At 56.1% G+C, this 21,753-nt stretch carries 15 protein-coding genes; 7 read left to right on the plus strand and 8 right to left on the minus strand.

All coding sequences use genetic code 11. From position 1 onward, the window contains the following. The first annotated feature begins 46 nt into the window (after nt 1-46). Nucleotides 47-3,514 carry a transcription-repair coupling factor gene (gene mfd / locus ACTG2U_RS03755; RefSeq protein ID WP_439975105.1) on the plus strand — a complete coding sequence of 1,156 codons (3,468 nt, stop codon included), beginning with the start codon at nt 47-49 and terminating at the stop codon, nt 3,512-3,514. 100 nt (nt 3,515-3,614) lie between these two features. Here mfd and fbp read toward each other — a convergent pair whose 3' ends face one another. Beyond that, complete coding sequence (fbp, locus tag ACTG2U_RS03760) at nt 3,615-4,649, minus strand: class 1 fructose-bisphosphatase (protein ID WP_005336993.1); 1,035 nt, start codon at nt 4,647-4,649, stop codon at nt 3,615-3,617. Nucleotides 4,650-5,031: 382 nt separating this feature from the next. On the opposite strand from fbp, the gene ACTG2U_RS03765 reads away from it, so the two are divergent. Continuing rightward, nucleotides 5,032-6,648 carry a peptide ABC transporter substrate-binding protein gene (locus ACTG2U_RS03765; protein WP_439974058.1) on the plus strand — a complete coding sequence of 539 codons (1,617 nt, stop codon included), beginning with the start codon at nt 5,032-5,034 and terminating at the stop codon, nt 6,646-6,648. Nucleotides 6,649-6,752: 104 nt separating this feature from the next. Here the strand turns inward: ACTG2U_RS03765 and ACTG2U_RS03770 are convergent, their stop codons facing one another. From ACTG2U_RS03770 to sixA, 3 genes are all read right to left on the minus strand, one after another. Further along, nucleotides 6,753-7,670: a DMT family transporter gene (locus tag ACTG2U_RS03770; RefSeq protein ID WP_439974059.1), complete on the minus strand. Its 918-nt coding sequence runs from the start codon at nt 7,668-7,670 to the stop codon at nt 6,753-6,755. 164 nt (nt 7,671-7,834) lie between these two features. Beyond that, nucleotides 7,835-8,041, minus strand: a complete 207-nt coding sequence (locus tag ACTG2U_RS03775; RefSeq protein WP_005336998.1) for a DUF1107 domain-containing protein — start codon at nt 8,039-8,041, stop codon at nt 7,835-7,837. 133 nt (nt 8,042-8,174) lie between these two features. Beyond that, nucleotides 8,175-8,642, minus strand: a complete 468-nt coding sequence (gene sixA / locus ACTG2U_RS03780; RefSeq protein WP_005351311.1) for a phosphohistidine phosphatase SixA — start codon at nt 8,640-8,642, stop codon at nt 8,175-8,177. Between the two features lie 162 nt (nt 8,643-8,804). On the opposite strand from sixA, the gene ACTG2U_RS03785 reads away from it, so the two are divergent. Next, nucleotides 8,805-11,591: an insulinase family protein gene (locus ACTG2U_RS03785; protein ID WP_252657040.1), complete on the plus strand. Its 2,787-nt coding sequence runs from the start codon at nt 8,805-8,807 to the stop codon at nt 11,589-11,591. Nucleotides 11,592-11,923: 332 nt separating this feature from the next. Here the strand turns inward: ACTG2U_RS03785 and ACTG2U_RS03790 are convergent, their stop codons facing one another. Together ACTG2U_RS03790 and ACTG2U_RS03795 are read right to left on the minus strand one after the other, a co-directional pair. Beyond that, a complete protein-coding gene (locus tag ACTG2U_RS03790) occupies nt 11,924-12,571 on the minus strand; it encodes a thiopurine S-methyltransferase (RefSeq protein ID WP_252657039.1) in 648 nt (215 codons plus the stop codon). 283 nt (nt 12,572-12,854) lie between these two features. Continuing rightward, on the minus strand, nt 12,855-14,225 hold the full coding sequence (locus ACTG2U_RS03795; protein ID WP_252657038.1) for a leucine-rich repeat-containing protein kinase family protein: 1,371 nt from the start codon (nt 14,223-14,225) through the stop codon (nt 12,855-12,857). Nucleotides 14,226-14,545: 320 nt separating this feature from the next. Here ACTG2U_RS03795 and ACTG2U_RS03800 point away from each other — a divergent pair, with 320 nt between their 5' ends. The 4 genes from ACTG2U_RS03800 to ACTG2U_RS03815 all read left to right on the plus strand — a co-directional run bounded on the left by ACTG2U_RS03800 (nt 14,546) and on the right by ACTG2U_RS03815 (nt 19,392). Beyond that, on the plus strand, nt 14,546-15,310 hold the full coding sequence (locus ACTG2U_RS03800) for an SDR family oxidoreductase (RefSeq protein ID WP_252657037.1): 765 nt from the start codon (nt 14,546-14,548) through the stop codon (nt 15,308-15,310). Between the two features lie 51 nt (nt 15,311-15,361). Continuing rightward, on the plus strand, nt 15,362-16,189 hold the full coding sequence (locus ACTG2U_RS03805; protein ID WP_439974060.1) for a bifunctional transcriptional activator/DNA repair enzyme AdaA: 828 nt from the start codon (nt 15,362-15,364) through the stop codon (nt 16,187-16,189). Nucleotides 16,190-16,613: 424 nt separating this feature from the next. Further along, nucleotides 16,614-18,242 carry an ATP-dependent nuclease gene (locus ACTG2U_RS03810; protein WP_439974061.1) on the plus strand — a complete coding sequence of 543 codons (1,629 nt, stop codon included), beginning with the start codon at nt 16,614-16,616 and terminating at the stop codon, nt 18,240-18,242. After that, nucleotides 18,232-19,392, plus strand: coding sequence for a UvrD-helicase domain-containing protein (locus ACTG2U_RS03815; protein WP_439974062.1), 1,161 nt, complete (start codon nt 18,232-18,234; stop codon nt 19,390-19,392). Before ACTG2U_RS03810 ends, ACTG2U_RS03815 begins: the two co-directional genes overlap by 11 nt. An 88-nt stretch (nt 19,393-19,480) precedes the next feature. Here the strand turns inward: ACTG2U_RS03815 and ACTG2U_RS03820 are convergent, their stop codons facing one another. Beyond that, the gene (locus ACTG2U_RS03820; RefSeq protein WP_005337011.1) at nt 19,481-19,753 is read right to left on the minus strand and encodes a hypothetical protein; all 273 of its coding nucleotides are present in this window, start codon (nt 19,751-19,753) and stop codon (nt 19,481-19,483) included. A gap of 379 nt (nt 19,754-20,132) precedes the next feature. Continuing rightward, nucleotides 20,133-21,722 carry a glutamine-hydrolyzing GMP synthase gene (gene guaA / locus ACTG2U_RS03825; protein ID WP_019445882.1) on the minus strand — a complete coding sequence of 530 codons (1,590 nt, stop codon included), beginning with the start codon at nt 21,720-21,722 and terminating at the stop codon, nt 20,133-20,135. Between the last annotated feature and the right edge of the window lie 31 nt (nt 21,723-21,753).

Here is a 21,753-nt window from a genome sequence, read left to right on the forward strand (position 1 = left end):
CGTCAGCGATAGATAACGTCAACGTTAAAAGAATCGAACCATGCCAATGACACTCCCCGCCTTGCCCGCCAAAGCGGGCCAAAAGATCACGCTCGGCCAGCTGGTCGGCAGCAGCCTCTCGCTGATTGCAGCCCGTCTCACCAGTGAAGCCAAGGGGCCGGTACTGCTTATCACCGCCGATACCCCGAGCGCCCTGCGCCTGGAGCAGGAGCTTCAGTACTTGCTGGCAGGCAAGCAGCCAGCCGCTCAATCCGTTCCCGTATTGCTGTTCCCCGATTGGGAGACCCTGCCCTACGACACCTTCTCTCCCCATCAGGACATCATCTCCCAGCGGCTCGAGACTCTCTACAAGCTACCGCAGATGAGCAAGGGGGTGCTGATTGTCCCCATCTCCACCCTGATGTTGCGCTGCGCCCCCCGGGTCTATCTCGACAAATACAGCCTGATGGTGAAGGCCGGCCAACGCCTCAATCTGCAACAGTTGCGCGGGCGGCTGGCCGAGGCGGGTTACGTGGCGGTGGATCAGGTGCTGGAACATGGCGAATTTGCCGCCCGCGGCTCCCTGCTCGATCTCTTCCCCATGGGCAGTAGCAGCCCCTATCGCATCGACTTCTTCGACGATGAAGTGGACTCCATCCGCCCGTTCGATCCCGAAACCCAGCGCTCCAGCGAACCGGTCAAGACGGTCAGCCTGCTGCCCGCCCGGGAATACCCTACCGACGAGGCGGCCATCGAACTGTTTCGCGGCCAGTTTCGCGAGCAGTTCGAGCTGTCGCGGGCCGAGGGTTCCGTCTATCAGGAGGTGAGCAAGGGGCGCTGGCCCGCCGGCATCGAGTATTATCTGCCGCTCTTTTTCAACCAGACCGCCAGCCTGTTTGACTACCTGCCGGAAGAGACCCTGCTGCTCACTGTGGGGGATATCTACCCCGCCGCCCAGCGTTTCTGGAACGATATCGGCCAGCGCTATGAAGACAGACGCTGGGACAACACTCGCCCCCTGCTACCCCCGGCCCAGCTCTATCTGCCGGTGGAGCAGCTCTTTGCCTCTCTGGGCCAATATGGTGCGGTGCGGCTGCAAGAGTCCGCTACCGCCGGTGATGCTGGTCAGCACGATCTGCCCATCTCCGCGCTGCCCGACCTGCAACTCGATCACAGCAAAGAGCAACCCCTGCTGGCGCTCAACCAGTTCCTCCAAGGTTTTGCCGGGCGCACCCTGTTTGCGGTGGAATCCGAAGGACGGCGGGAGGTACTCGGCGATCTGCTGGCGCGTATCTCACTGCAACCCAAAGAGTTCCCCTCCCTCGACGCCTTTATGGCGAGCCCGGATCGCCACGGCCTGCTGGTTGCACCGCTTGAGCGTGGCTTCCTGTGGCAGGAGGCCGGTCAGGATCCATTGGCGCTGATCACCGAGACCGAACTGCTGGGCGGCAAAGTGCGCAGCAATCGGGCGCGGGAGAAGAGCAAAAACTTAAGCTCCGATGCGGTGATCAGAAACCTGGGCGAGCTGACCCAGGGTCAGCCGGTGGTCCATCTGGATCACGGGGTCGGCCGCTATCTGGGGCTCGAAACCATCGATGCCGGTGGCCTGCCCACCGAGTTTTTGACCCTCGAATATGCCGGCGGCGACAAGCTGTTCGTGCCGGTCACCAGTTTGTACCTTATCAGCCGCTACACCGGGTCGGATAACCCGCCCAGCCACAAGCTCGGCGGCGAGGCCTGGAGCAAGGCGCGGCGCAAGGCGGCGGAGAAGGTGCGCGACGTGGCAGCCGAGCTGCTGGATGTCTACGCTCATCGCGCCGCTCGCGCCGGTTTTGCCTTCAAGCACGACAAAGAGGCCTATCGCCAATTTGCCGCCAGCTTCCCGTTCGAGGAGACCGACGATCAGCTCAACGCTATCAATGCAGTGCTGGGGGACATGTGTCAGGCCAAGAGCATGGATAGACTGGTGTGCGGCGACGTCGGTTTCGGCAAGACCGAAGTGGCGATGCGGGCAGCGTTTGTGGCTGTACACGGCGGCAAGCAGGTTGCCGTGCTGGTGCCCACCACCCTGCTGGCGCAACAGCACTACGACAACTTCCGCGACCGCTTCGCCAACTGGCCGGTGCGGGTCGAGGTGCTGAGCCGCTTCCGCTCCGCTAAAGAGCAGAGCGCAGTGATGAAGGAATTGGCCGAAGGCAAGGTGGACATCATCATCGGCACCCACAAGCTGCTCGGCTCCGAACTCACCTTCAAGGATCTGGGACTGCTCATCGTCGATGAGGAGCACAGATTCGGGGTGCGCCAGAAGGAGAAGATCAAGGCACTGCGGGCCGATGTGGATATCCTCACTCTCACCGCTACCCCCATTCCGCGCACCCTCAACATGGCGATGTCCGGCATGCGGGATCTATCCATCATCGCCACCCCGCCTGCCAAGCGACTCGCCATCAAGACCTTCGTGCGCCAGCACGAACCGGCTGTGGTGCGCGAGGCGGTGCTGCGTGAACTCAAACGTGGCGGCCAGGTCTACTACCTGCACAACGACGTGGAGAGTATCGAGAAGTGCGCCGCCGACCTGGCGGAGCTGGTACCCGAGGCCCGCATCGGCATCGCCCACGGCCAGATGCGCGAGCGTGACCTTGAGCGGATCATGTCCGACTTCTACCACCAGCGCTTTAACCTGCTGGTCTGTACCACCATTATCGAGACCGGCATCGACGTGCCGAGCGCCAACACCATCATCATGGATCGAGCGGATCATCTCGGTCTGGCTCAACTGCACCAGCTGCGTGGCCGGGTTGGCCGCTCTCATCATCAGGCCTATGCCTACCTGCTCACCCCCCATCCCAAGCTGATGACCAAGGATGCGGCCAAGCGGCTGGAGGCGATCGCCTCGCTCGAAGATCTCGGCGCCGGCTTTGCGCTGGCGACCCACGATCTGGAGATCCGTGGCGCGGGCGAACTGCTCGGCGACGATCAGAGCGGCCAGATTGAATCGGTCGGCTTCACCCTCTACATGGAGATGCTGGAGCAGGCGGTCGAGGCGCTGAAAAATGGCAAAGAGCCCTCGCTCGAGCAACTGATGAGCCAGCACACAGAGGTGGAGCTGCGCCTGCCTGCGCTGTTGCCGGATGACTATATTCCGGACGTCAATATGCGCCTCTCCATGTACAAGCGGATCGCCAGCGCGGCGGACGAACAGGAGCTACGGGAGCTGAAAGTGGAGCTGATCGACCGCTTCGGCCTCTTGCCGGAGGCGACCAAAACCCTGCTGGAGCTGGCCGCTTTCCGCCAGCGTGCCACCGCCCTTGGCATTCGGCGAGTGGAGATGAGCGAGCGCGGCGGCTATCTGGACTTCACCCAGGAGACCAAGGTCAATCCGGCCTATCTGGTCAAACTGCTCTCCAGCCAGCCAAGGGTCTACAAGATGGACGGGCCGACCCGGTTGCGTTTCCAGGTACCGACCCAGGATCGCGCCATGCGCCTGAAACTGGTGGATGGTTTGCTGGCGGATCTGGCCAACAACAGCCTGTGAGTCTCTGCAACGCTGGCGTCGAGCCAGAGAGAGAATGCCAACTAAAACGGGAGCCAAATCGGCTCCCGTTTTTTATTTGCTATCTGACTACTGCGTACGTTCAGCCCTGGTTGGCTGGATCCTCATGGGCGGAGAACTCCCGCATAAAGGCCTCGGCGCGCTCCACCATCTTGGTCGAGCCAACAAAGTAAGGGGTACGCTGGTGCAGCGCAGTGGGCTGGATATCCATGATGCGGCCAAAACCGTCGGAGGCCTTGCCACCGGCCTGCTCCACCAGAAACGCCATGGGATTGCACTCATAGAGCAGGCGCAGCTTGCCGTTCGGCGAGTTGGTGCCGGACGGATAGATGTAGATGCCGCCCTTGAGCAGGTTGCGATGGAAATCAGAGACCAAGGAGCCGATGTAACGGGAGGTGTAGGGTCTGTGGGTCGCCTCGTCGCGCTCCTGGCAATATTTGAGGTACTTCTTCACCCCGTCCGGGAACTTGATGTAGTTACCCTCGTTGATGGAGTAGATCTTGCCCTCTTCCGGAATACGGATGTTCTCGTGGGAGAGGCAGAAGCAGCCGATTGAAGGATCGTAGGTAAAGCCGTTAACGCCAAAGCCGGTGGTGTAGACCAGCATGGTGGAAGAACCGTAGACCACATAACCGGCGGCGACCTGACGGTTGCCCGGCTGCAGGAAGTCCTCCAGCGTCACCGGCGAACCTTGCGGGCTCAAACGGCGGTAGATGGAGAAGATGGTCCCGACCGAGACGTTGACGTCGATATTGGAAGAGCCATCGAGCGGGTCGATCAGCACCACATACTTGGAGTTTTTGGAGAGCGGTGAGTCAAAGGCGACGAAGTCCTCTTCCTCTTCCGAAGCCATGCCGCACACCTCGCCGCGCGCTTCCAGCGCCGCCTTGAAGCGTTCGTTGGCGTAGACATCCAGCTTCTGCTGCACCTCGCCTTGTACGTTTTCAGCGCCCATGGAACCGATGATATCCGCCAGTCCCGCCTTGTTGATCTCCCGGTTCACCACCTTGGCAGCAAGGCGGATCGAGCTGAGCAACGAGGTCAGCTCGCCGGTCGCGGTAGGATAATCCGCCTGCTTTTTGACGATGAACTCACCCATGGTGATCATGTTTCGCATTTTTGTTCCTTTAGATCGCATCCGTTGGCATTGAAAACGTTTGCAGGCGTCAGCAAAAAAAATGCCGATCACCGGCGGCCTTGATTTGTAACCTAATGTAACGTCTGTTTTTTGTTTTTGCAGCGAATTAAGCGGCCTATTAAATAGACTATTTCGCCTCATGTTATGGTAAAAGGCGCTTTTTATTCGGTTTCAATCGATAACTTTCGCCCTCTTAATTCGTGGCAATAACCTGTGGCAAGCCATGAGCTGACTGGCCTTGAGTCATTAAAGATGGAGTCTGATGGGCCTGCCGTTCCCTCAGTCATTGCCTCTTGAGATCCGATCGCCGATCCAGCACACTGATTTCGCTTTGGAAGCAAATAAAACTCAAGGATTATCAATGAACAAGACTCTCATTGCCGGCATGGTAGCCGGACTGTTTGCCCTTCCCGCCTGGGCTGCCCAGGTGCCTGCCGGTACCAAGCTGCTGCCGGATGCCCAACAAATCTACGTGACCAATATCGGCACCGAGCCCACCACCATCGACCCCCAGCTGGTGGAAGAGAGTGCTGGTAGCGAGATCGTCAACGATCTGTTTGAAGGGCTCTACGTACTGGATAGCAAAGGCAAGACCCAGCCCGCTGGCGCTGTCAGCTACGAGGTCGACAAAACCGGGACCGTCTACACCTTCAAGCTGAGGCCCGAGGCCAAATGGTCTAACGGTGAACCGGTCACTGCCGCCGATTATGTCTACGGCTGGCAACGGGCCGCCGATCCCAAGACCGCCTCCAACTACGCCTGGTTTATCGAGTTGACCGGTGTGGTCAATGCTAGCGAGGTGATCCAGGGCAAGAAGAGCCCGTCAGAGCTCGGGATCAAGGCGCTCGATGACCACACCCTGCAGGTCACCCTGAAAAATCCGGTCCCCTTCTTCCTGAAGATGCTGGCCCACTACACCACGTTCCCGGCCCCCAAGGCCACCATTGAAAAATACGGTAAGGATTGGGTCAAACCGGGCAATATCGTCTCCAACGGTGCCTTTGTACTCAAGGAGTGGACCCCCAACGAACGGCTGAGTGCCGAGCGCAATACCCACTACTGGGACAACCAGCACACCGTCTTGAACAAGGTGGTCTATCTGGAAATCGTCTCCGAAACCGCCGCCTACAACCGCTACCGCACCGGCGAGCTGCACTACACCACCTACCCGCTGGAGCAGTACAAGCACATCAAGAGCCAGAGCCCGCAAGACCTGGTCAGCGCCCCCATGCTCGCCACCTATTACTATGTGTTCAACGTGAACCGCAAACCGTTCGATGATCCGAAAGTGCGCAAGGCGCTCTCGCTGGCCCTCGACCGGGAGACCATCACCGACAAGATCCTGGGACAAGGGCAACTGCCCGCCTTTAGCCTTACCCCACCGAGTGTCGATGGTTTTGACCTGAAAAAACCGGCCAGTCAGCAGCAGAGCAAAGAGGGGCGGATCAAGCAGGCCAAAGCGCTGTTGGCCGAAGCGGGTTATGGCCCGGACAAACCGCTCAGCGTGGATATCCTCTACAACACCAACGAGAGCCATAAAAAGATCGCGCTGGCTGTCTCCTCCATGTGGAAACACAACCTGGGGGTCACCGCCACCCTCAACAACATGGAGTGGAAAACCATGGTCTCGGCACTGAACGAGGGGGATTTCGGGGTGAGTCGCTACTCCTGGAACGGGGACTATAACGATGCCTCTACCTTCCTCGATATTCTGACCTCCAGCAGCAGTGCCAACAGCGGCAAGTGGTTCAACAAGGAGTACGATGCCCTGCTGGCCAAGGCCCACGACTCACAGGATGCAGCCGAGCGCAATCAGCTCTACCAGCAGGCAGAAGCACTGATCGAGGCTGACGCTCCTATCGCGCCGCTCTACTTCTACGTCAAATCACGACTGCTCAAGCCGTTCGTCAAGGGTTATCCCTATGAGAGCCCGCAAGACATCGTCTATAGCCGGGACCTCTATCTGGTCGCCCAGTAACCTGTCTGGCACTGCTTGATCATATAAAAAGCGCCTACATTGCTGCAGGCGCTTTCATTGGCGGCCAAGCAGGCCATTGGGCCCACTTACGCTTTCGCGCAAGATTACTCTTCGGGACAAGGAGCCAGCACTACCCGGCGGCGACCCATCACCACCGGACGCACCAGCAGCTGTGCCAGCAAAACCCCCAGCAGGGTCAGACCGCCCCCGATCAGGTGATAGCTGGTCAACCGCTCACCCAACAGGGTGATGGCAAGGCCAGCCGTCATCACCGGCAGCAGGTTCATAAAGATGGCGGTACGGTTGGCACCGAGCAGGGCAATACCCTGCATCCAGAGCCAGGGTGAGAGCGCCGAAGTGGGGATACCGGCATAGAGGATCAGCCACAGGGCCCGCCCATCAGGCCACTGGCCATCCACCAGCAAAAAGAAGGGGGTCAGGATCACCACACTGCAGATCACCTGACCGTAGAGCAGCGACCAGTTGTCGAGCCCCAGATCCCACTTCTTGAGCAGCACGCTGTAAAGGGCATAAGTACCGGCCGAGATCAGCATATAGACAGAGCCGATATGAATGCCTTGGGTAAACAGCCGGGTCGGATCCCCCTGCCCCAGCAAGATAGACAAGCCAAGGATGGAGAGCAGCGCCCCCAACACGGCGCCCCAGGTGGGCCGCTCACGCAACAGCCAGATGCTGAACAACACGGTCAGCAGCGGCGTCAGTCCCATCATCAACCCCATCTCGGTGGCTCCCAGGGTTTGCGCCGCGTAGTAACCAAAAGTCTGGTTGAGCACCATGCCCAGCGAGGCCAGCATGGCGATCTGCCAAAGGCCAGCGCGCAGATGGGCACGCGCACGCCATACCCGACGGGCCAGAAACGGGCTTAATACCAGCGCAGCCACCACCCAGCGCGACCAGGCCAAGGCTGCAGGGGACAACACACCAACCGCCAGTTTGCTGACGATGCCATTGCCAGCCCAGATGGCAATGCAGGAAAAGGGAAACAGAAAGGCAAGGGGCATGAGAGGATCCAGACCGAAGAGACAACAGCGGGCCAGTATAGGGGGCGATGGAAGATAAACAAAGGTGTGGGCCTGAACCGCCACGCGGTGAACGCCAGTCGCCAGAAACAAATATGCCCGCAAAAGTGCGGGCATATCAGTGCAGAAACAAGTTCAGAAGCGCATCACGCGGCATCCATGTGCAGTCTGGAGATCAGCTCGTTGACCTCGGTGACTGTCTGGCGGTGGGGAATATCCGCCGGATTCGGCATCAGCAACAAACCGGATTGGAAATCAAACCGCCCCCGACCATGGATGTAAATCCGACCTTTAAAGAAGGTTTTGACATGCTTTGCCACCATCAGTGGCAGGTACTTCTTGAACACTCTCATCGTTTGCAACCTCTTGCAGTTGTATCCGTATGACAGCAGCTTCTGCGAATTAATTCCGTAAAGTATTTATAAAAATCCGGAAAACTCGCCCATCTCTTCCCAAAAAATTCAATCTATAACTTTTTATTAACTTTTAGCCTATTGTATGCGGCCCTTCGAGCCAGAGCAAGGCTCCTTTGCCATCGTGCCACTCGATACAAGCGATCCCCGAGGTGGCGAACATGGGTGCTCCTGCGGCCGGGCAGAGGCTCTGCACCAGATAACCCACCAGCGGCAGATGGCTGACCATCAGGATCTGGTCATGTTGCTGTGCCAGGGTGGTAAGGTAGCTGGCCACGAAAGCAGGATCACCGTAAGGGGTAATGTCGCCACTCTCTTCAACGGCTGCTGCGTCAGGTAATTCACTGCATATGGCTTGCCAGGTCTGGCGTGCCCGCAGATAGTTGCTGTGGATCACCCGATCCAACGGGCCAATCAGCTGAGGCGCCAGCCAGCGGGCCATCTGGATAGACTCTTCAATACCCTGCTCGGTCAATGGACGCTGTTCATCTGTTTTCGCATTCATGCCAGCCTGGCCATGACGCATGATATAGATCTTCATTACAACCTCGCCCAACGGGCCTGTTTTGATAGCCGGGGGATCTTACCCCGCCACGGGTGTGGAAACAATTGCGCTACCTCTCAGAAAAGGGTTTGCCTGACGGGATAGCGGGGTCGATAATCATGTTTAAATTCAAATAAATCCAACGTGAGTCACACGCCAATGAGCCCATATGCCAGTCCCAATGACCATCGGCAATACCATTTTCTGGAGCTGGCCAACCGGCTCAGGGTCTTGTTGATTTGTGATCCCGACACCGACAAATCCGCCGCCTCGCTGGCGGTCAATACCGGCCATTTTGACGATCCCGCTGACCGGCAGGGAATGGCCCATTTTCTCGAGCACATGCTGTTTCTCGGCACCTGCACCTACCCCAAGCCTGGTGAGTACCAGCAATTTATGAGCCGTCATGGCGGCAGCAACAACGCCTGGACCGGTACCGAGTTCACCAACTTCTTCTTCGAGATCGACAACGGCTTCTTCGAAGCAGGGCTGGATCGCTTCTCCCAGTTCTTTATCTGTCCCACGTTTGATCCGGAGTGGGTGGACAAGGAGCGCAACGCGGTCGACTCCGAGTATCGCCTCAAGCTGCAGGACGACATGCGCCGCAGCTATCAGGTGCATAAAGAGACGGTCAACCCGGCGCACCCCTTCTCCAAGTTTTCGGTGGGCAACCTCGATACCCTGGCCGATCTGCCGGGACGGGATCTGCGCTCCGACCTTATCCGTTTTTACGAAAGCCACTACAGCGCGGATCGCATGGCGCTGGTGATGATCTCGCCGGAATCCATCGATACCCAGTTGCAGTGGTGCTGTCGCTACTTTGCTCCCATTTTGAATCGCAATTTGGGAACCCCGACCCTCACCATGCCACTGTACCGGCTCGATGATCTCGGCGTGCGCATCCACATCAATCCGGTCAAGGAGACCCGCAAGCTGTCGCTCTGCTTCCCCTTGCCCAATGTGGACGAGTTTTACGACAAAAAGCCCCTCACCTTCCTGAGCCATCTGATTGGTTATGAGGGGGATGGCAGCCTGCTCTCCCTGCTCAAGGCGAAAGGCTGGGTCAATCAGCTCTCGGCGGGCGGTGGCATCAGCGGCGCCAACTTCAAGGATTTTGGCGTCAACTTTGGCCTCACTCCTCTGGGCCTTGAACATGTGGACGACATCCTCGCCGCCCTGTTTGGCTATCTGAAACTGATTGGCCGCGAAGGGCTGCAGAGCTGGCGCTATGACGAAAAACGGACCGTGCTCGAATCGGCATTCCGTTTTCAGGAGCGCGGCCGCCCCCTCGATACGGTGTCGGGGCTGGTGCTCAACCTCTTTAGCTACAAACCAGAGGATCTGCTCTACGGCGACTACATGATGCGCGAATATGACGAGGGGCTGATCCGCCGCTTCCTCGCCAAGCTCACCCCGCACAATTTGCGTATCACCATCACTGCGCCGGAAGTGGCGACCGATCGGCTGGCCCGCTGGTATCAGACTCCCTACAGCGTGGCGACCATTACCGAGGCCGAGAAAATTCGCTGGCAGCAGAGCGAACCGGATCCGGCGCTGGCGCTGCCCAAGCCCAACCCCTTTATCAGCAGCCGGCTCGATCCGCGCACGCCAGAGCTTGCCGCCGACATGCCCGCCTGCCTTATCGATCGCCCCGGTTTTCGCCTCTGGCACCTTCATGAGCACCTGTTCAGCGTGCCCAAGGGCAATCTCTATATCTCCATCGACAGCGAACATGCGGTCAAAAATCCGCGCAATATCGCCATGGCGCGCCTTGCCGTGGAGCTGTTGGCCGACCACCTCAACGCCCTCACCTATCCTGCGGAGTTGGCGGGGCTGGGTTACCAGATCTATGCCCATCAGGGGGGCTTTACCATCAACCTGAGCGGCTTTGCCGACAAGCAGCCGCTGTTGCTCGACATGATCCTCGGCAACCGCACCCTGGGGTATCCGGATCCGGGTCGCTTCGCCGAGATTAAAGAGCAGCTCATTCGCAACTGGGACAACCAGTCCAAGGCGCGCCCCATCTCCCAGCTCTTTAACCAGCTCACCAGTTTGCTGCAACCCAACAACCCGCCGTTCGAGCAGTTGCTGCGCCACCTGCGCACCGTCGAGCTGGAGGAGATGCCCGGCTTCGTGGCCCAGCTGTTTGGCGAGGTGCATGTCGAGGCGCTGGTACACGGCGACTGGACTGCCGCCGAAGCTCTGGAGCTGGCCGCCCTGATGGAGCGTCACCTGAGCGATATCAATGGCACCAGCAGCAAGCCGAGTGGCGAGACCCGCCGCCCGCTCATCTCCATTCAGGACAGGGGCACCCTTATTCGCGAGCAGGGTTGCGATCACGAAGACTCTGCGCTCCTGGTCTACTACCAATCCCGCACCACCCGAGCGCGGGATCTCGCCTGCTTCACTCTGGCGAACCACATCATGTCCTCTACTTTCTTCCACGAGCTGCGCACCCGCCAGCAACTGGGGTATGTGGTGGGTGCCGGCAACCTGCCCCTCAATCGCCATCCGGGGCTGATCTTCTATATCCAGTCGCCGGTGGCGGGGCCGCAGATCCTGCTCGATGCGGTGGAGGAGTTTATCGACCTCTTTCCGCTCGCCATGCTCGAATTTACCGAGCAGCAGTGGCAGGAGAGCAAGGCAGGGCTGCAAGCCCAGCTGAGCGAGCGGGATGCCAACCTGCGCAGTCGCGGCCAGCGGCTGTGGGTCAGCATCGGCAACAAGGATCTGGGGTTCGATCAGCGGGAACGGGTCTGCGATGAGGTGGGCAAGTTGAGTCGCGCCGATCTGGTGCGCTTTATCACCCAGCTGCGTTCGCGCACCTCCGATCGGCTGATCCTCTGCAGCTATGGTCACGGGCACGAACATGACGAGCGGATCACCGGCCAGTTTATCGACGATCCACGGGCATTTCGGCTCAATGCCGCCACCTTCGAGGCCTGATCAGGCCTCGCACTCCCCCGTTTTTCCATTCCCACGGCATATCGCAGGCAATAAAAAGCCGACCCATCTGGGTCGGCTGGAAAAACCATAACAATTGCGACCAAAGCCGCCAAAAGTGAACATGAGCGTGAAAATCAGACACTGAGTTGCTGATCAGCAAGCAGGAAAGACCCGATACTCGCTTTGCAATGCCAACAGTGATTGAGAAACAGCCTCATATTAGGCACTCCCCCCGCCAGTCACGTTGATCTACGTCAAAGGAGGTAGCGAAGAGCGCACAGCCCGACGATTTGTCGGCGCAGATCACCCTTTGGCCGCCCGTTCGCTGTCCGTTAGCCACGGCGAACCAGCCGGTAGGCCACCTCATCGAAGTAGGAGAGCTGGCCCGACAACACCCGTGGGTGATCCACCTCGGCGGCGCGCCCCAGCACCTCGATGCGAAAATCCCGTTCAAACAGCGCCCGCACCTCCATCTCCCCCACCGAGAAGGGGGGCTGACTCTGCTGCTCCGGCTGATATTCAAGGGTCACCAGCAGGATCTGGCCACCGGTCTCGACCAGCGAACTGATCAGGGCTGCATACTGGCGGCGCATCGCGGTCGGCAGGGCGATCAGCGCCGCGCGGTCATAGACCAGCCGGTAACGGCGACCCAGACTGGGGGCGGCGAAAAAATCCCCCTGAAAAATGCGCAGGCTGTCCACCTGATGGCACTGATAAGGGCCCACCTCGCTCACGGTCGCGGCGAGCTGGTTTTCACTGAAGAACTGACTGACGGCAAGGCTCGATAGCTCGAAACCGTCCACCGGATGACCCTGAGCGCTCAGCCAGAGCATGTCGCGGGTTTTGCCACACAGGGGAACCAGCACCGGCTCGTCCGCTTGCTGGGCTGACCACCAGGATTGCAGCCAGTGGTTGAAGTCCGCCTGATGAAAGCCAATCCGGTTCTCTTCCCAACGCTGATGCCAAAACGCAGCTTCCATCGTTATTACCCTTCTGTACTAAAGATGCCTCAATATCACAACTTAACCGGCACCGCGCAACCCTCTGCCCTCCCCTTTTTGCCGCGCAGCCCCAGTGTTTTGACGGATGAATGACAGGAGTTCCCCTTGCCCTGCATCTCGCTGTCACAATGATCGCTATTAGGTGCGTTTATGACGGGCAGAGGCACACCTATCCATGCAAATACGTCATGCATTGATAGCCATTAATGAAAGAAGGAAATGACGTTGGCAGGCCAAAACGTGCCTGCCAACGCCAGAAAGGTCACGACAGCGTGGCGCGAGCGGCCGCCAGCTGACGCTCGATATAAGCAAGATCGGGACGATCGGCGGGGAGTTCCGAGAGGCAGGCCGCTTTGAGTTGATGCAACCCATCAAGCGATGAGTCTTGCGTATCGCAATGGGCCAACAGCTCCTCCAGCAGGCAACCAAAGGCGCGCACTTCCAGTCGCTCAAGGCCCACGGCCCGCTCGCGGTCGCTGCGCTCATATAAAGAAGCCGCACCAAAATCCCCCAGCAGGGCGCGAGCCGGTGCGTCAGACCCACGGGCAAACAGAATATTGTGACCGTAGAGATCCCCGTGCATGATGCCCGCGCGGTGCAGATGGCCCGCCACCGAGGCAATGCCGTGGGCCATCGCCAGCGCATCCGGCACACTCAGGTGCAGCCCCTCGGGATATATATCCCGGGTGCAGGAGTCCAGGCTCGGCGGCCCGGCCAGATTGGCAAAGGCCGGGTCGATCAGCTCCATCACCAGCGCCGGAATACCGGAGGGGTGATCCGCCACCTTGCCTATCACCTTGATAAGGTTGGGATGAGTGCCCGCCGCCAGCGACGCCGCCATCTCGCAGCGGGGCAGCCCGTCGCTGGTCACCGCCCCCTTGAACAGCTTGACCGCCACCTGATTGCCATCGCCTCTGCCGCTGGCCTGAGTCACTTCATCAGCAGGATTAGCCACAAGGGTGGCGCGATGGATAACGCCGGATGCTCCCTGCCCCAGCAACTCGCCCAGCGCCAGCGTCTCCCAGGAAAGGGGTTCTACATGGGCATCATCGATGGCCCGCGCCTCCGCCCCTTCGCTAAAGGGGTTTCCGGAGTAGGCGAGCCATGCAAGGCGCGGCAGCGAGAGCAGCCACTCGGGGAAGCGCTCGATGCGGTTGGCGGCGATACGCAGCAGCTCCAGATTACGGCAGTTGGCAAGGCTGGCCGGTAGCTCGCGCAGACGGTTGCCCGCCAGCATCAGCTTTTGCAGGGCGTCGCACTGGCCCAGCTCATCAGGCAACTGTTCCACCGCGTTGTCGGTCAGGATCAGCCAGCGCAAACCGGCGGGCAACGCCTTGGCCGAGACGGTAGCAATCCGGTTGGCCTTAAAGCCCACCATGGTGAGCGCCGGGCAACGCCCCAGCACCTCGGGCAGCTCGGTAAAGCGGTTCTCGGAGCAGAAGATGATGCGCAGTTTGCCAAACCCGGCCAGCTCGTCGGGGAGCGTGCTTAGCTGGTTGCCGGTGAGATCCAGCACCTCCAGCGTCTCTTTCAGGCTCATAATCTCGGGGGGGAAAACCGCGAGTTTTTCAGAGAGCTTCAGATGGCGGGCACCGCACAGTTCACCTGCGCGCAGCTGTTCCAGAGTATGCATAACCGTTTCTCAATCCTGATGATCTGCCCGATGGCACAGCGACCATCAGCGCGCGCCGAACCCGGGTCCGGCGATTTTAAAGGGGGGCATTATAAAGAATTCGGGGCTCAGTTCTCCCCTTTTGTTGCCACGAAGGCCTGTATCGACATGTAGCAAAACGAGTTGGAGAGAAAGAGAGCAAGATTCGGGTCGTCCCGGCGAGGAGTGGTTGCCATAGTGGGAGTCAAACCCAAGTCGGTTGGAACCTATTGGGGTTCCAACCCACAGCCAACCCTGTGCCCCACTGATTTGGCGCACAACACACCAGCGAGGGAACTGCCATGTCATTACTGTCCAACAAGGTCGCTATTATCACCGGCGCCAGCTCCGGCATCGGCCGCGCCAGCGCCATCCTGTTTGCCCGCGAAGGGGCCTGCGTCGTCGTCGGCGCCCGCCGCCAACCCGAGCTGGACCTGCTGGTGGAGGAGATCCGCCATGTGGGGGGCCAGGCGGTGAGTCTGGCGGGAGATGTGAAAAGCGAGAGTTACGCCCGCGCTCTTGTTGATCTCGCGTTAACCCGTTTCGGCGGGCTCGATATCGCCTTCAACAACGCAGGTACCACAGGCACGCCGGGCAGCGTAGAGCAGCTTGAGCTGACGCAGTGGCAGGAAATTCTGGATACCAACCTCACCAGCGCCTTTGTGGGGGCCAAGTACCAGATCCCCGCCATGCTGGCGCGCGGCGGTGGCTCGCTTATTTTTACCTCTACCTTCGTCGGCCATACCCTGGGGCTGCCCGGCATGGCGGCCTATGCGGCGAGCAAGGCGGGCCTCATTGGCCTGACCCGGGTGCTGGCTGCCGAGTATGGGGCACAAGGGGTGCGGGTCAACGCCCTGCTGCCGGGGGGCACCGACACTCCCATGGGACGGGCCTTTACCGATACGCCGGAGAGTCTCGCCTTTGTGCAGAATATGCATGCCCTCAAACGGCTGGCCCAACCGGAGGAGATCGCCCGTTCGGCCCTCTATCTCGCGTCCGATGCATCCAGCTTTACCACCGGCATTGCCCTGCTGGCAGATGGTGGGGTATCAATTTGTCGCACATGACGTTGTCGCCCCCAAGATCCTGCGACCGAAATCTTATCGTGAGAGCGCCTTATGTCTGATTACGCCCGTATCGCCGATGCCATCCGTTTTATCGCAAGTCAGGTGGAGCGCCAGCCCACTCTGGACGAGATAGCGGCGCACGTTCACTTAAGTCCCTTTCACTTCCAGCGGCTGTTCAGCCGCTGGGCCGGAGTGACGCCCAAACGCTATCTGCAGGTGCTGACCCTGGAGCGGGCCAAGGCGCTGCTGCAGGAGTCGCGCCCGCTGCTTGAGGTGGCCGATACCCTGGGCCTTAGCAGCGGCTCGCGGCTCTACGATCACTTCGTGCAGCTCGAAGCGGTGACGCCGGGCGAGTACAAGCAGCGCGGGGCCGGGCTGGTTATCGATCACGGGGTGCACGACACCCCCTTTGGTCAGGCATTCGTCGCCCTCACCCCGCGGGGGGTGTGCAACTTCTCGTTTCTCGATGAAAAGGCCCCAGAGGCGCCGCTGGCCGCCCTCGCCCACAGCTGGCCTGAGGCAACGCTGCAAGAAGCACCATCACGCACTCAAGGGGTCATCAACACCATGTTCGATGGCAGCAAGGCGCCGGATCGCCCCATCTCGCTGCACGTGAGCGGCACCAACTTTCAGATCAGCGTCTGGCGGGCGCTGCTGCAGATCCCGCCCGCCAAGGTGGTGAGCTACGCCCAGGTGGCGAGCGCCGTCGGCAGCCCCAAAGCCGCCCGCGCCGTGGGGTTGGCGGTGGCCGCCAACCCCGTCGCCTTGATGATCCCCTGTCACAGGGTCATTCAGCAAAACGGCAAGCTTGGCGGCTATCACTGGGGCGAGACCCGCAAACAGGCGATACACGCCTGGGAAGCGGCGAGGTATGAGTAAACTTGGCCTTTTTCTGCTCGCCCTGATGGGGGAGAAACTGGAGTGTTGGTTGTGAGTCAGCAGACAATCAGGCAGCGCCAGACAAGCGCGCGGCGATATAAAACGGGGACATTAAACAGTCGGGGCGCAGATCGCCCCTTTTATTGCTTTGGCAAGGCTCAGTGCTCAGCCGCCCCCCAGCGAATTGACGAAACAGGTAGGGTGCAATAAGCGCAGCGCATTGCACCATTTGCCGAGCGGCTTTTGGGCTGAAACCAAAGACCAAATTCGCAGAGCAATTTACATTACTCCTATCGGATTATGTATTATGACCTCACATATTCAGCATTCAGGGCTTCAAAAAAGACCCTAAGTAATTGTACACTAATCAATAATTTTAAATACATAGTCTCCTAGTTAATATCCATGTAGATAGGAATGAACAATGAAAATAGAAAAAGTTAATATTTATAACTACAAATGCTATTACAGCAAATTCTCAATCGAGTTTAACAAAGGCGTAAATATTCTTGTCGGTGACAATGGGTCTGGAAAATCAACAATACTTGAGGCGACTCATTTAGCATTGAGTGGGATATTATATGGCAGATATTTAAAAAATGAATTGACACAATATATATTCAATAGCAAGGCTGTAGCCGAGTATTTGGAAAAAGTAAACAATCGGGAGCCGAGTTTTTTACCAGAAGTTTGTATAGAAGTATTTTTTGCAAAAGATTGCGCACCAAAATTACAAGGCACTGGTAATAAGGAACGGAGTGATGCATGTGGTGTTTCATTCAAAATAGAGTTTGATGACACTTATATTGATGAGTATTCAGAACTAATAAACAGTGGAGAGAAAGTAAATACACTACCAATAGAGTACTATAAAATATCTTGGTCATCATTCGATAGAGATGCAGTTACATCAAGAAGCATTCCAATTAAATCTGTCCTAATAGATTCAACATCCAATAAGTATCAAAACGGTTCTGATGTATACATATCAAGAATTATAAAAAATGACTTAGACGATAGTGAAAAAGTTAAGCTATCTCAGGCATATAGAAAGATGAAAGATAACTTTGCTGAAGATGATTCGGTCAAAGTAATTAATGAAAAAATTGATAGCAAATCAAATATCCAAGGTGATCACCTTCGCATCTCCGTTGATTTGGGATCTCAAAATGCTTGGGAATCCAGTTTAATGACCTATCTTGGAGATATACCCTTTCATCAAATAGGAAAAGGCTATCAGTGCATCATAAAAACGAATCTTGCTCTAGCTCACAAAAAAGCAAAAGAGGCTAGTCTGTTATTAATAGAAGAACCTGAGAATCATCTATCACATTCCAAGCTAAATCATTTATTAAAATCAATAGTTGATAACTCCGCTGACAAACAAGTTATTATCTCAACACACAGTAGCTTTGTAGCCAATAAACTTGGCCTTGAAAATTTAATTTTACTAAATGAACACCAAGTCACAAAGTTCACTGATTTATCAAAAGATACTTTTGATTTTTTTAAAAAACTACCAGGATACCAGACATTAAGACTTATTCTCTGTAGTAAAGCTGTGCTTGTTGAGGGTGATTCAGATGAACTCATATTTCAAAAAGCTTATATGGATAAAAACCTTGGATCATTACCTATTGAGCATGGCATTGATGTAATTTCTGTGAAATTGACATTCAAACGTTTTTTGGAAATTGCCAAGAAAATCAACAAAAGCGTAGCCGTAATAACAGATAACGATGGAAGCTATAATGAAAAAATCATAAAAAAATATAGTGATTATCATGACTGCCACCACATAAAAATATTTTCAGACGATCGAAACCACCTCAACACTCTTGAGCCACAGTTTGTTGATGCAAACAAAGACAATTTAAATGAATTGTGTAAAGTGCTCAACCTAGACATAGGTAAGTTTAATACTGCGGATCTATTATCAACGAAGTTACAAACACAAAAAACTAGCTGGGCTCTCAGTGTCTTTGAATCAAATACAACCTTTAACTATCCACAATACATAACTAAAGCAGTGGAGTGGTGTAATGAAAAATAATCGTCTTCTAATTGCAGCTGCGGGTTCTGGTAAAACAACTCATTTGGTAAAAATTGCATTAAGTAAACCTAGCGAATCAATTTTAATTACAACTTACACTGAGTCAAACGAACAGGAAATTAAACGAAAATTTATCTCTGAGGTTGGAGCAGTGCCACCCAATGTAACTATTACCACATGGTTTTCATTTCTATTAAAACACTGGGTTAGACCATACCAGTGCCAACTAAATAGCTCATTGGCTAATATACACATCGGTTTTATTCTAGTTAATCAGCGTTCAGGATTAAGATATACAAATAAAAGTGGGCAAAATGTTTATTGGTCAGATGAAAACAACTTCAATAAATATTATTTCACCTCTGACTTTAAAATATATTCTGACAAAATCTCAAAATTTGCATTTGAAGCAAATAAAGCAAGCAATCAAGCGGTAGTTAATAGAATTGCATCTTTATACAGCATGATATGCATAGATGAAGTTCAAGATCTAGCTGGCTTTGACTTAGAGTTAATAAAGCTTCTCTTCAAGTCTAAATCAGAAGTGATCATAGTGGGAGATCCAAGGCAAGTAACTTATCAGACCCATAATACGAATAAACATGCTGAGTATAGCAATGGAAATATTAAAGCTTTTGTTCAATCTGAGAAAATGCTAGGAAAGCGTATCACATGCCAGCTAGATGAAATGACTTTAAATAAATCGCATCGTTGCTGCCAAAGTATATGTAATTTCTCCTCAAAACTTTACCCTCAACTTCCTACTGTAGATGCATGTAATTGTGCCGATTGCCATAAAGATAACATTCAGCACCAAGGAGTATTCATCGTTTCAAAAAACCAATGTTCTGAATATTTAAGAATATATAATCCAATGCAGTTACGCTGGAACTCAAAATCAAAAATAGATGAATCTTATGATTCAATGAACTTTGGTGAGTCTAAAGGTCTCACTGTAGACCGTGCAATTATATATCCAACAGATGATATGGCAGAATGGTTTCGTCACACAGATCAACCTGAAAAATTAAAACCTGCCACTCGTGCTAAGCTGTACGTGGCTTTAACTCGTGCACGTTACAGTGTAGCTATTGTATTAGACTATGACACCAGTGAGATATTTAAAGGTGCAGAGTTTTATAAAAATTAAAGACGCCCTAAGGCGTCTTTCTTATTGCCGGGTGTTAGAACCAACCAGTTAGAGGTTATCCCCCTCCCCACCTTGCCCTACCACCCAATCAGATTGGGGTAATGGAGGTGATATGGGCATCCCCGTCCAGTGATTTGAAGATCTGCACCACGGCTTCGCCATGGATCGGTTTGGCAAGCGGCACAGTACTCTTGCACTTGAAGCGGTAGTTGGTGCCAGCCACCACCTGGGTGGAGACTTCAAAGGGTACATACTGCACCCCGACAAATCCTTTCAGCGCCTGATCAAATACCGCCTGATCCTCGGCGGTCAGCTTGTGATATGCGGTCCATCCACCTACCAACACTGCTTGTTCTGACATATCAAACTCTCCGTGCTCTATGGTCCCGACTCGTTTGGCCGATCGGGCTGCGCCCCGTTGATTCAAGTGGTTTCCGGTCTCCACCGGGGTGTCGTCACTGCCGGTTGGCGCGATGACGATGGGCAAATTTGCGCAGCTATCTGCAACTGGATCAGCCCTCACCCCAGCCACAAGCAGCTGTTGACAGCGGGCTCAATTGGCATGAGAGAGCCTAGTGCGAGATGGCAAAAATGCCCCTGTCACATATGACAGGGGCAAGGTGGCGAAAAAGCTGCTCTAAAAAAGAAGATGTGTGGCGCAAACGATTGAGAAAAGAAAAGACGCCTCAAGGGCGTCTTTTTGCATTTTTATGCTCGAAGGGCAGAAGGGCGCGAGCCGCTTATTCCCATTCGATAGTTGCGGGCGGCTTGCCGGAAACGTCGTACACCACGCGGGAGATACCGTTGATCTCGTTGATGATGCGATTCGATACGTGACCGAGGAAGTCGTACGGCAGGTGAGCCCAGTGGGCGGTCATAAAGTCGATGGTCTCGACGGCGCGAAGCGCAATGACCCAGTCATATTTGCGACCATCGCCCATCACGCCAACGGAGCGCACCGGCAGGAACACGGCGAACGCCTGGCTGACCTGGTTGTAGAGGTCGGCTTTGCGCAGCTCTTCGATAAAGACCGCATCGGCGCGGCGCAGAATATCGCAGTACTCTTTCTTCACTTCGCCAAGGACGCGCACGCCCAGACCCGGGCCCGGGAACGGGTGACGGTAGAGCATGTCGTAGGGCAGACCCAGCTCGAGGCCAACGCGGCGCACTTCGTCTTTGAACAGCTCGCGCAGCGGCTCGACCAGACCCATCTTCATCTCTTCCGGCAGGCCGCCGACGTTGTGGTGAGACTTGATGACGTGGGCCTTGCCGGTCTTGCTGGCAGCGGATTCGATAACGTCCGGATAGATGGTGCCTTGCGCCAGCCACTTGGCGTTTTTCAGCTTTTTCGCTTCATCATCAAACACTTCAACGAAGACGCGGCCGATGATCTTGCGCTTGGCTTCCGGCTCGTCAACACCGGCCAGGGCAGAGAGGAAGCGCTCTTCCGCTTCAACCTTGATGATGTTCAGACCAAAGTGATCGCCAAACATCTCCATCACCTGCTCGCCTTCGTTCAGACGCAGCAGACCGTTGTCAACGAAGACGCAGGTCAGGCGATCGCCGATGGCGCGGTGCACCAGCATGGCAACCACGGAGGAGTCGACACCACCGGAGAGGCCAAGGATCACTTCATCGTCACCCACCTGCTCGCGGATGCGGGCAACGGCGTCGTCGATGATGGTGGCCGGGGTCCAGAGGCATTCGCAGCCGCAGATGTCTTTGACGAAGTGCTCCAGCATGCGGGCACCCTGACGGGTGTGGGTCACTTCCGGGTGGAACTGCACGCCATAGAAGCGCTTGGCCTCACACGCCATGGCCGCGTGGGGGCAGGTCGGGGTCTGGGCGATGGTGGTGAAGTCGGCCGGAATGGTGGTGACCTTGTCACCGTGGCTCATCCAGACATCCAGCAGGGCATTGCCGTTGTCGGCGATGGCATCTTCGATGTTGCGCAAAAGCGCGCTGCTCTTGCCAGCTTCGCCAAGCACTTCCACCTTGGCGTAACCGAATTCACGCTCGGTAGAGGATTGCACCTTGCCACCCAGCTGCTCGGCCATGGTCTGCATGCCGTAGCAGATACCGAACACAGGGACACCGGCGTTGAATACATACTCGGGGGCGCGCGGGCTGCCAGCTTCGGTGACGGACTCGGGGCCACCGGAGAGGATGATACCGCTCGGATTGAATTCGCGGATCTGCTCTTCGGTTACGTCCCAGGCCCACAGTTCGCAGTAGACGCCGATTTCGCGCACGCGGCGGGCGATCAGCTGGGTGTACTGGGAACCGAAGTCGAGGATAAGGATACGGTGCTGGTGAATGTCTTTAGTCATTTTATTCCTGCATCAGGCTGATGTTGTCACA

Source organism: Aeromonas sp. 95A (genome assembly GCF_051919235.1).
Taxonomy (GTDB): domain Bacteria; phylum Pseudomonadota; class Gammaproteobacteria; order Enterobacterales; family Aeromonadaceae; genus Aeromonas; species Aeromonas veronii.

What these genes read in the sequence shown, in the direction of transcription:
- ACTG2U_RS03805 (WP_439974060.1), top strand. Translation starts at nt 15,362, where the DNA reads ATGTCTGATTACGCCCGTATCGCCGATGCCATCCGTTTTATCGCAAGT.
- ACTG2U_RS03785 (WP_252657040.1), top strand. Translation starts at nt 8,805, where the DNA reads ATGAGCCCATATGCCAGTCCCAATGACCATCGGCAATACCATTTTCTG.
- ACTG2U_RS03770 (WP_439974059.1), bottom strand. Translation starts at nt 7,670, where the DNA reads ATGCCCCTTGCCTTTCTGTTTCCCTTTTCCTGCATTGCCATCTGGGCT.
- ACTG2U_RS03800 (WP_252657037.1), top strand. Translation starts at nt 14,546, where the DNA reads ATGTCATTACTGTCCAACAAGGTCGCTATTATCACCGGCGCCAGCTCC.
- sixA (WP_005351311.1), bottom strand. Translation starts at nt 8,642, where the DNA reads ATGAAGATCTATATCATGCGTCATGGCCAGGCTGGCATGAATGCGAAA.
- ACTG2U_RS03795 (WP_252657038.1), bottom strand. Translation starts at nt 14,225, where the DNA reads ATGCATACTCTGGAACAGCTGCGCGCAGGTGAACTGTGCGGTGCCCGC.
- ACTG2U_RS03810 (WP_439974061.1), top strand. Translation starts at nt 16,614, where the DNA reads ATGAAAATAGAAAAAGTTAATATTTATAACTACAAATGCTATTACAGC.
- ACTG2U_RS03765 (WP_439974058.1), top strand. Translation starts at nt 5,032, where the DNA reads ATGAACAAGACTCTCATTGCCGGCATGGTAGCCGGACTGTTTGCCCTT.
- guaA (WP_019445882.1), bottom strand. Translation starts at nt 21,722, where the DNA reads ATGACTAAAGACATTCACCAGCACCGTATCCTTATCCTCGACTTCGGT.
- ACTG2U_RS03820 (WP_005337011.1), bottom strand. Translation starts at nt 19,753, where the DNA reads ATGTCAGAACAAGCAGTGTTGGTAGGTGGATGGACCGCATATCACAAG.
- ACTG2U_RS03790 (WP_252657039.1), bottom strand. Translation starts at nt 12,571, where the DNA reads ATGGAAGCTGCGTTTTGGCATCAGCGTTGGGAAGAGAACCGGATTGGC.
- mfd (WP_439975105.1), top strand. Translation starts at nt 47, where the DNA reads ATGACACTCCCCGCCTTGCCCGCCAAAGCGGGCCAAAAGATCACGCTC.
- ACTG2U_RS03815 (WP_439974062.1), top strand. Translation starts at nt 18,232, where the DNA reads ATGAAAAATAATCGTCTTCTAATTGCAGCTGCGGGTTCTGGTAAAACA.
- fbp (WP_005336993.1), bottom strand. Translation starts at nt 4,649, where the DNA reads ATGCGAAACATGATCACCATGGGTGAGTTCATCGTCAAAAAGCAGGCG.
- ACTG2U_RS03775 (WP_005336998.1), bottom strand. Translation starts at nt 8,041, where the DNA reads ATGAGAGTGTTCAAGAAGTACCTGCCACTGATGGTGGCAAAGCATGTC.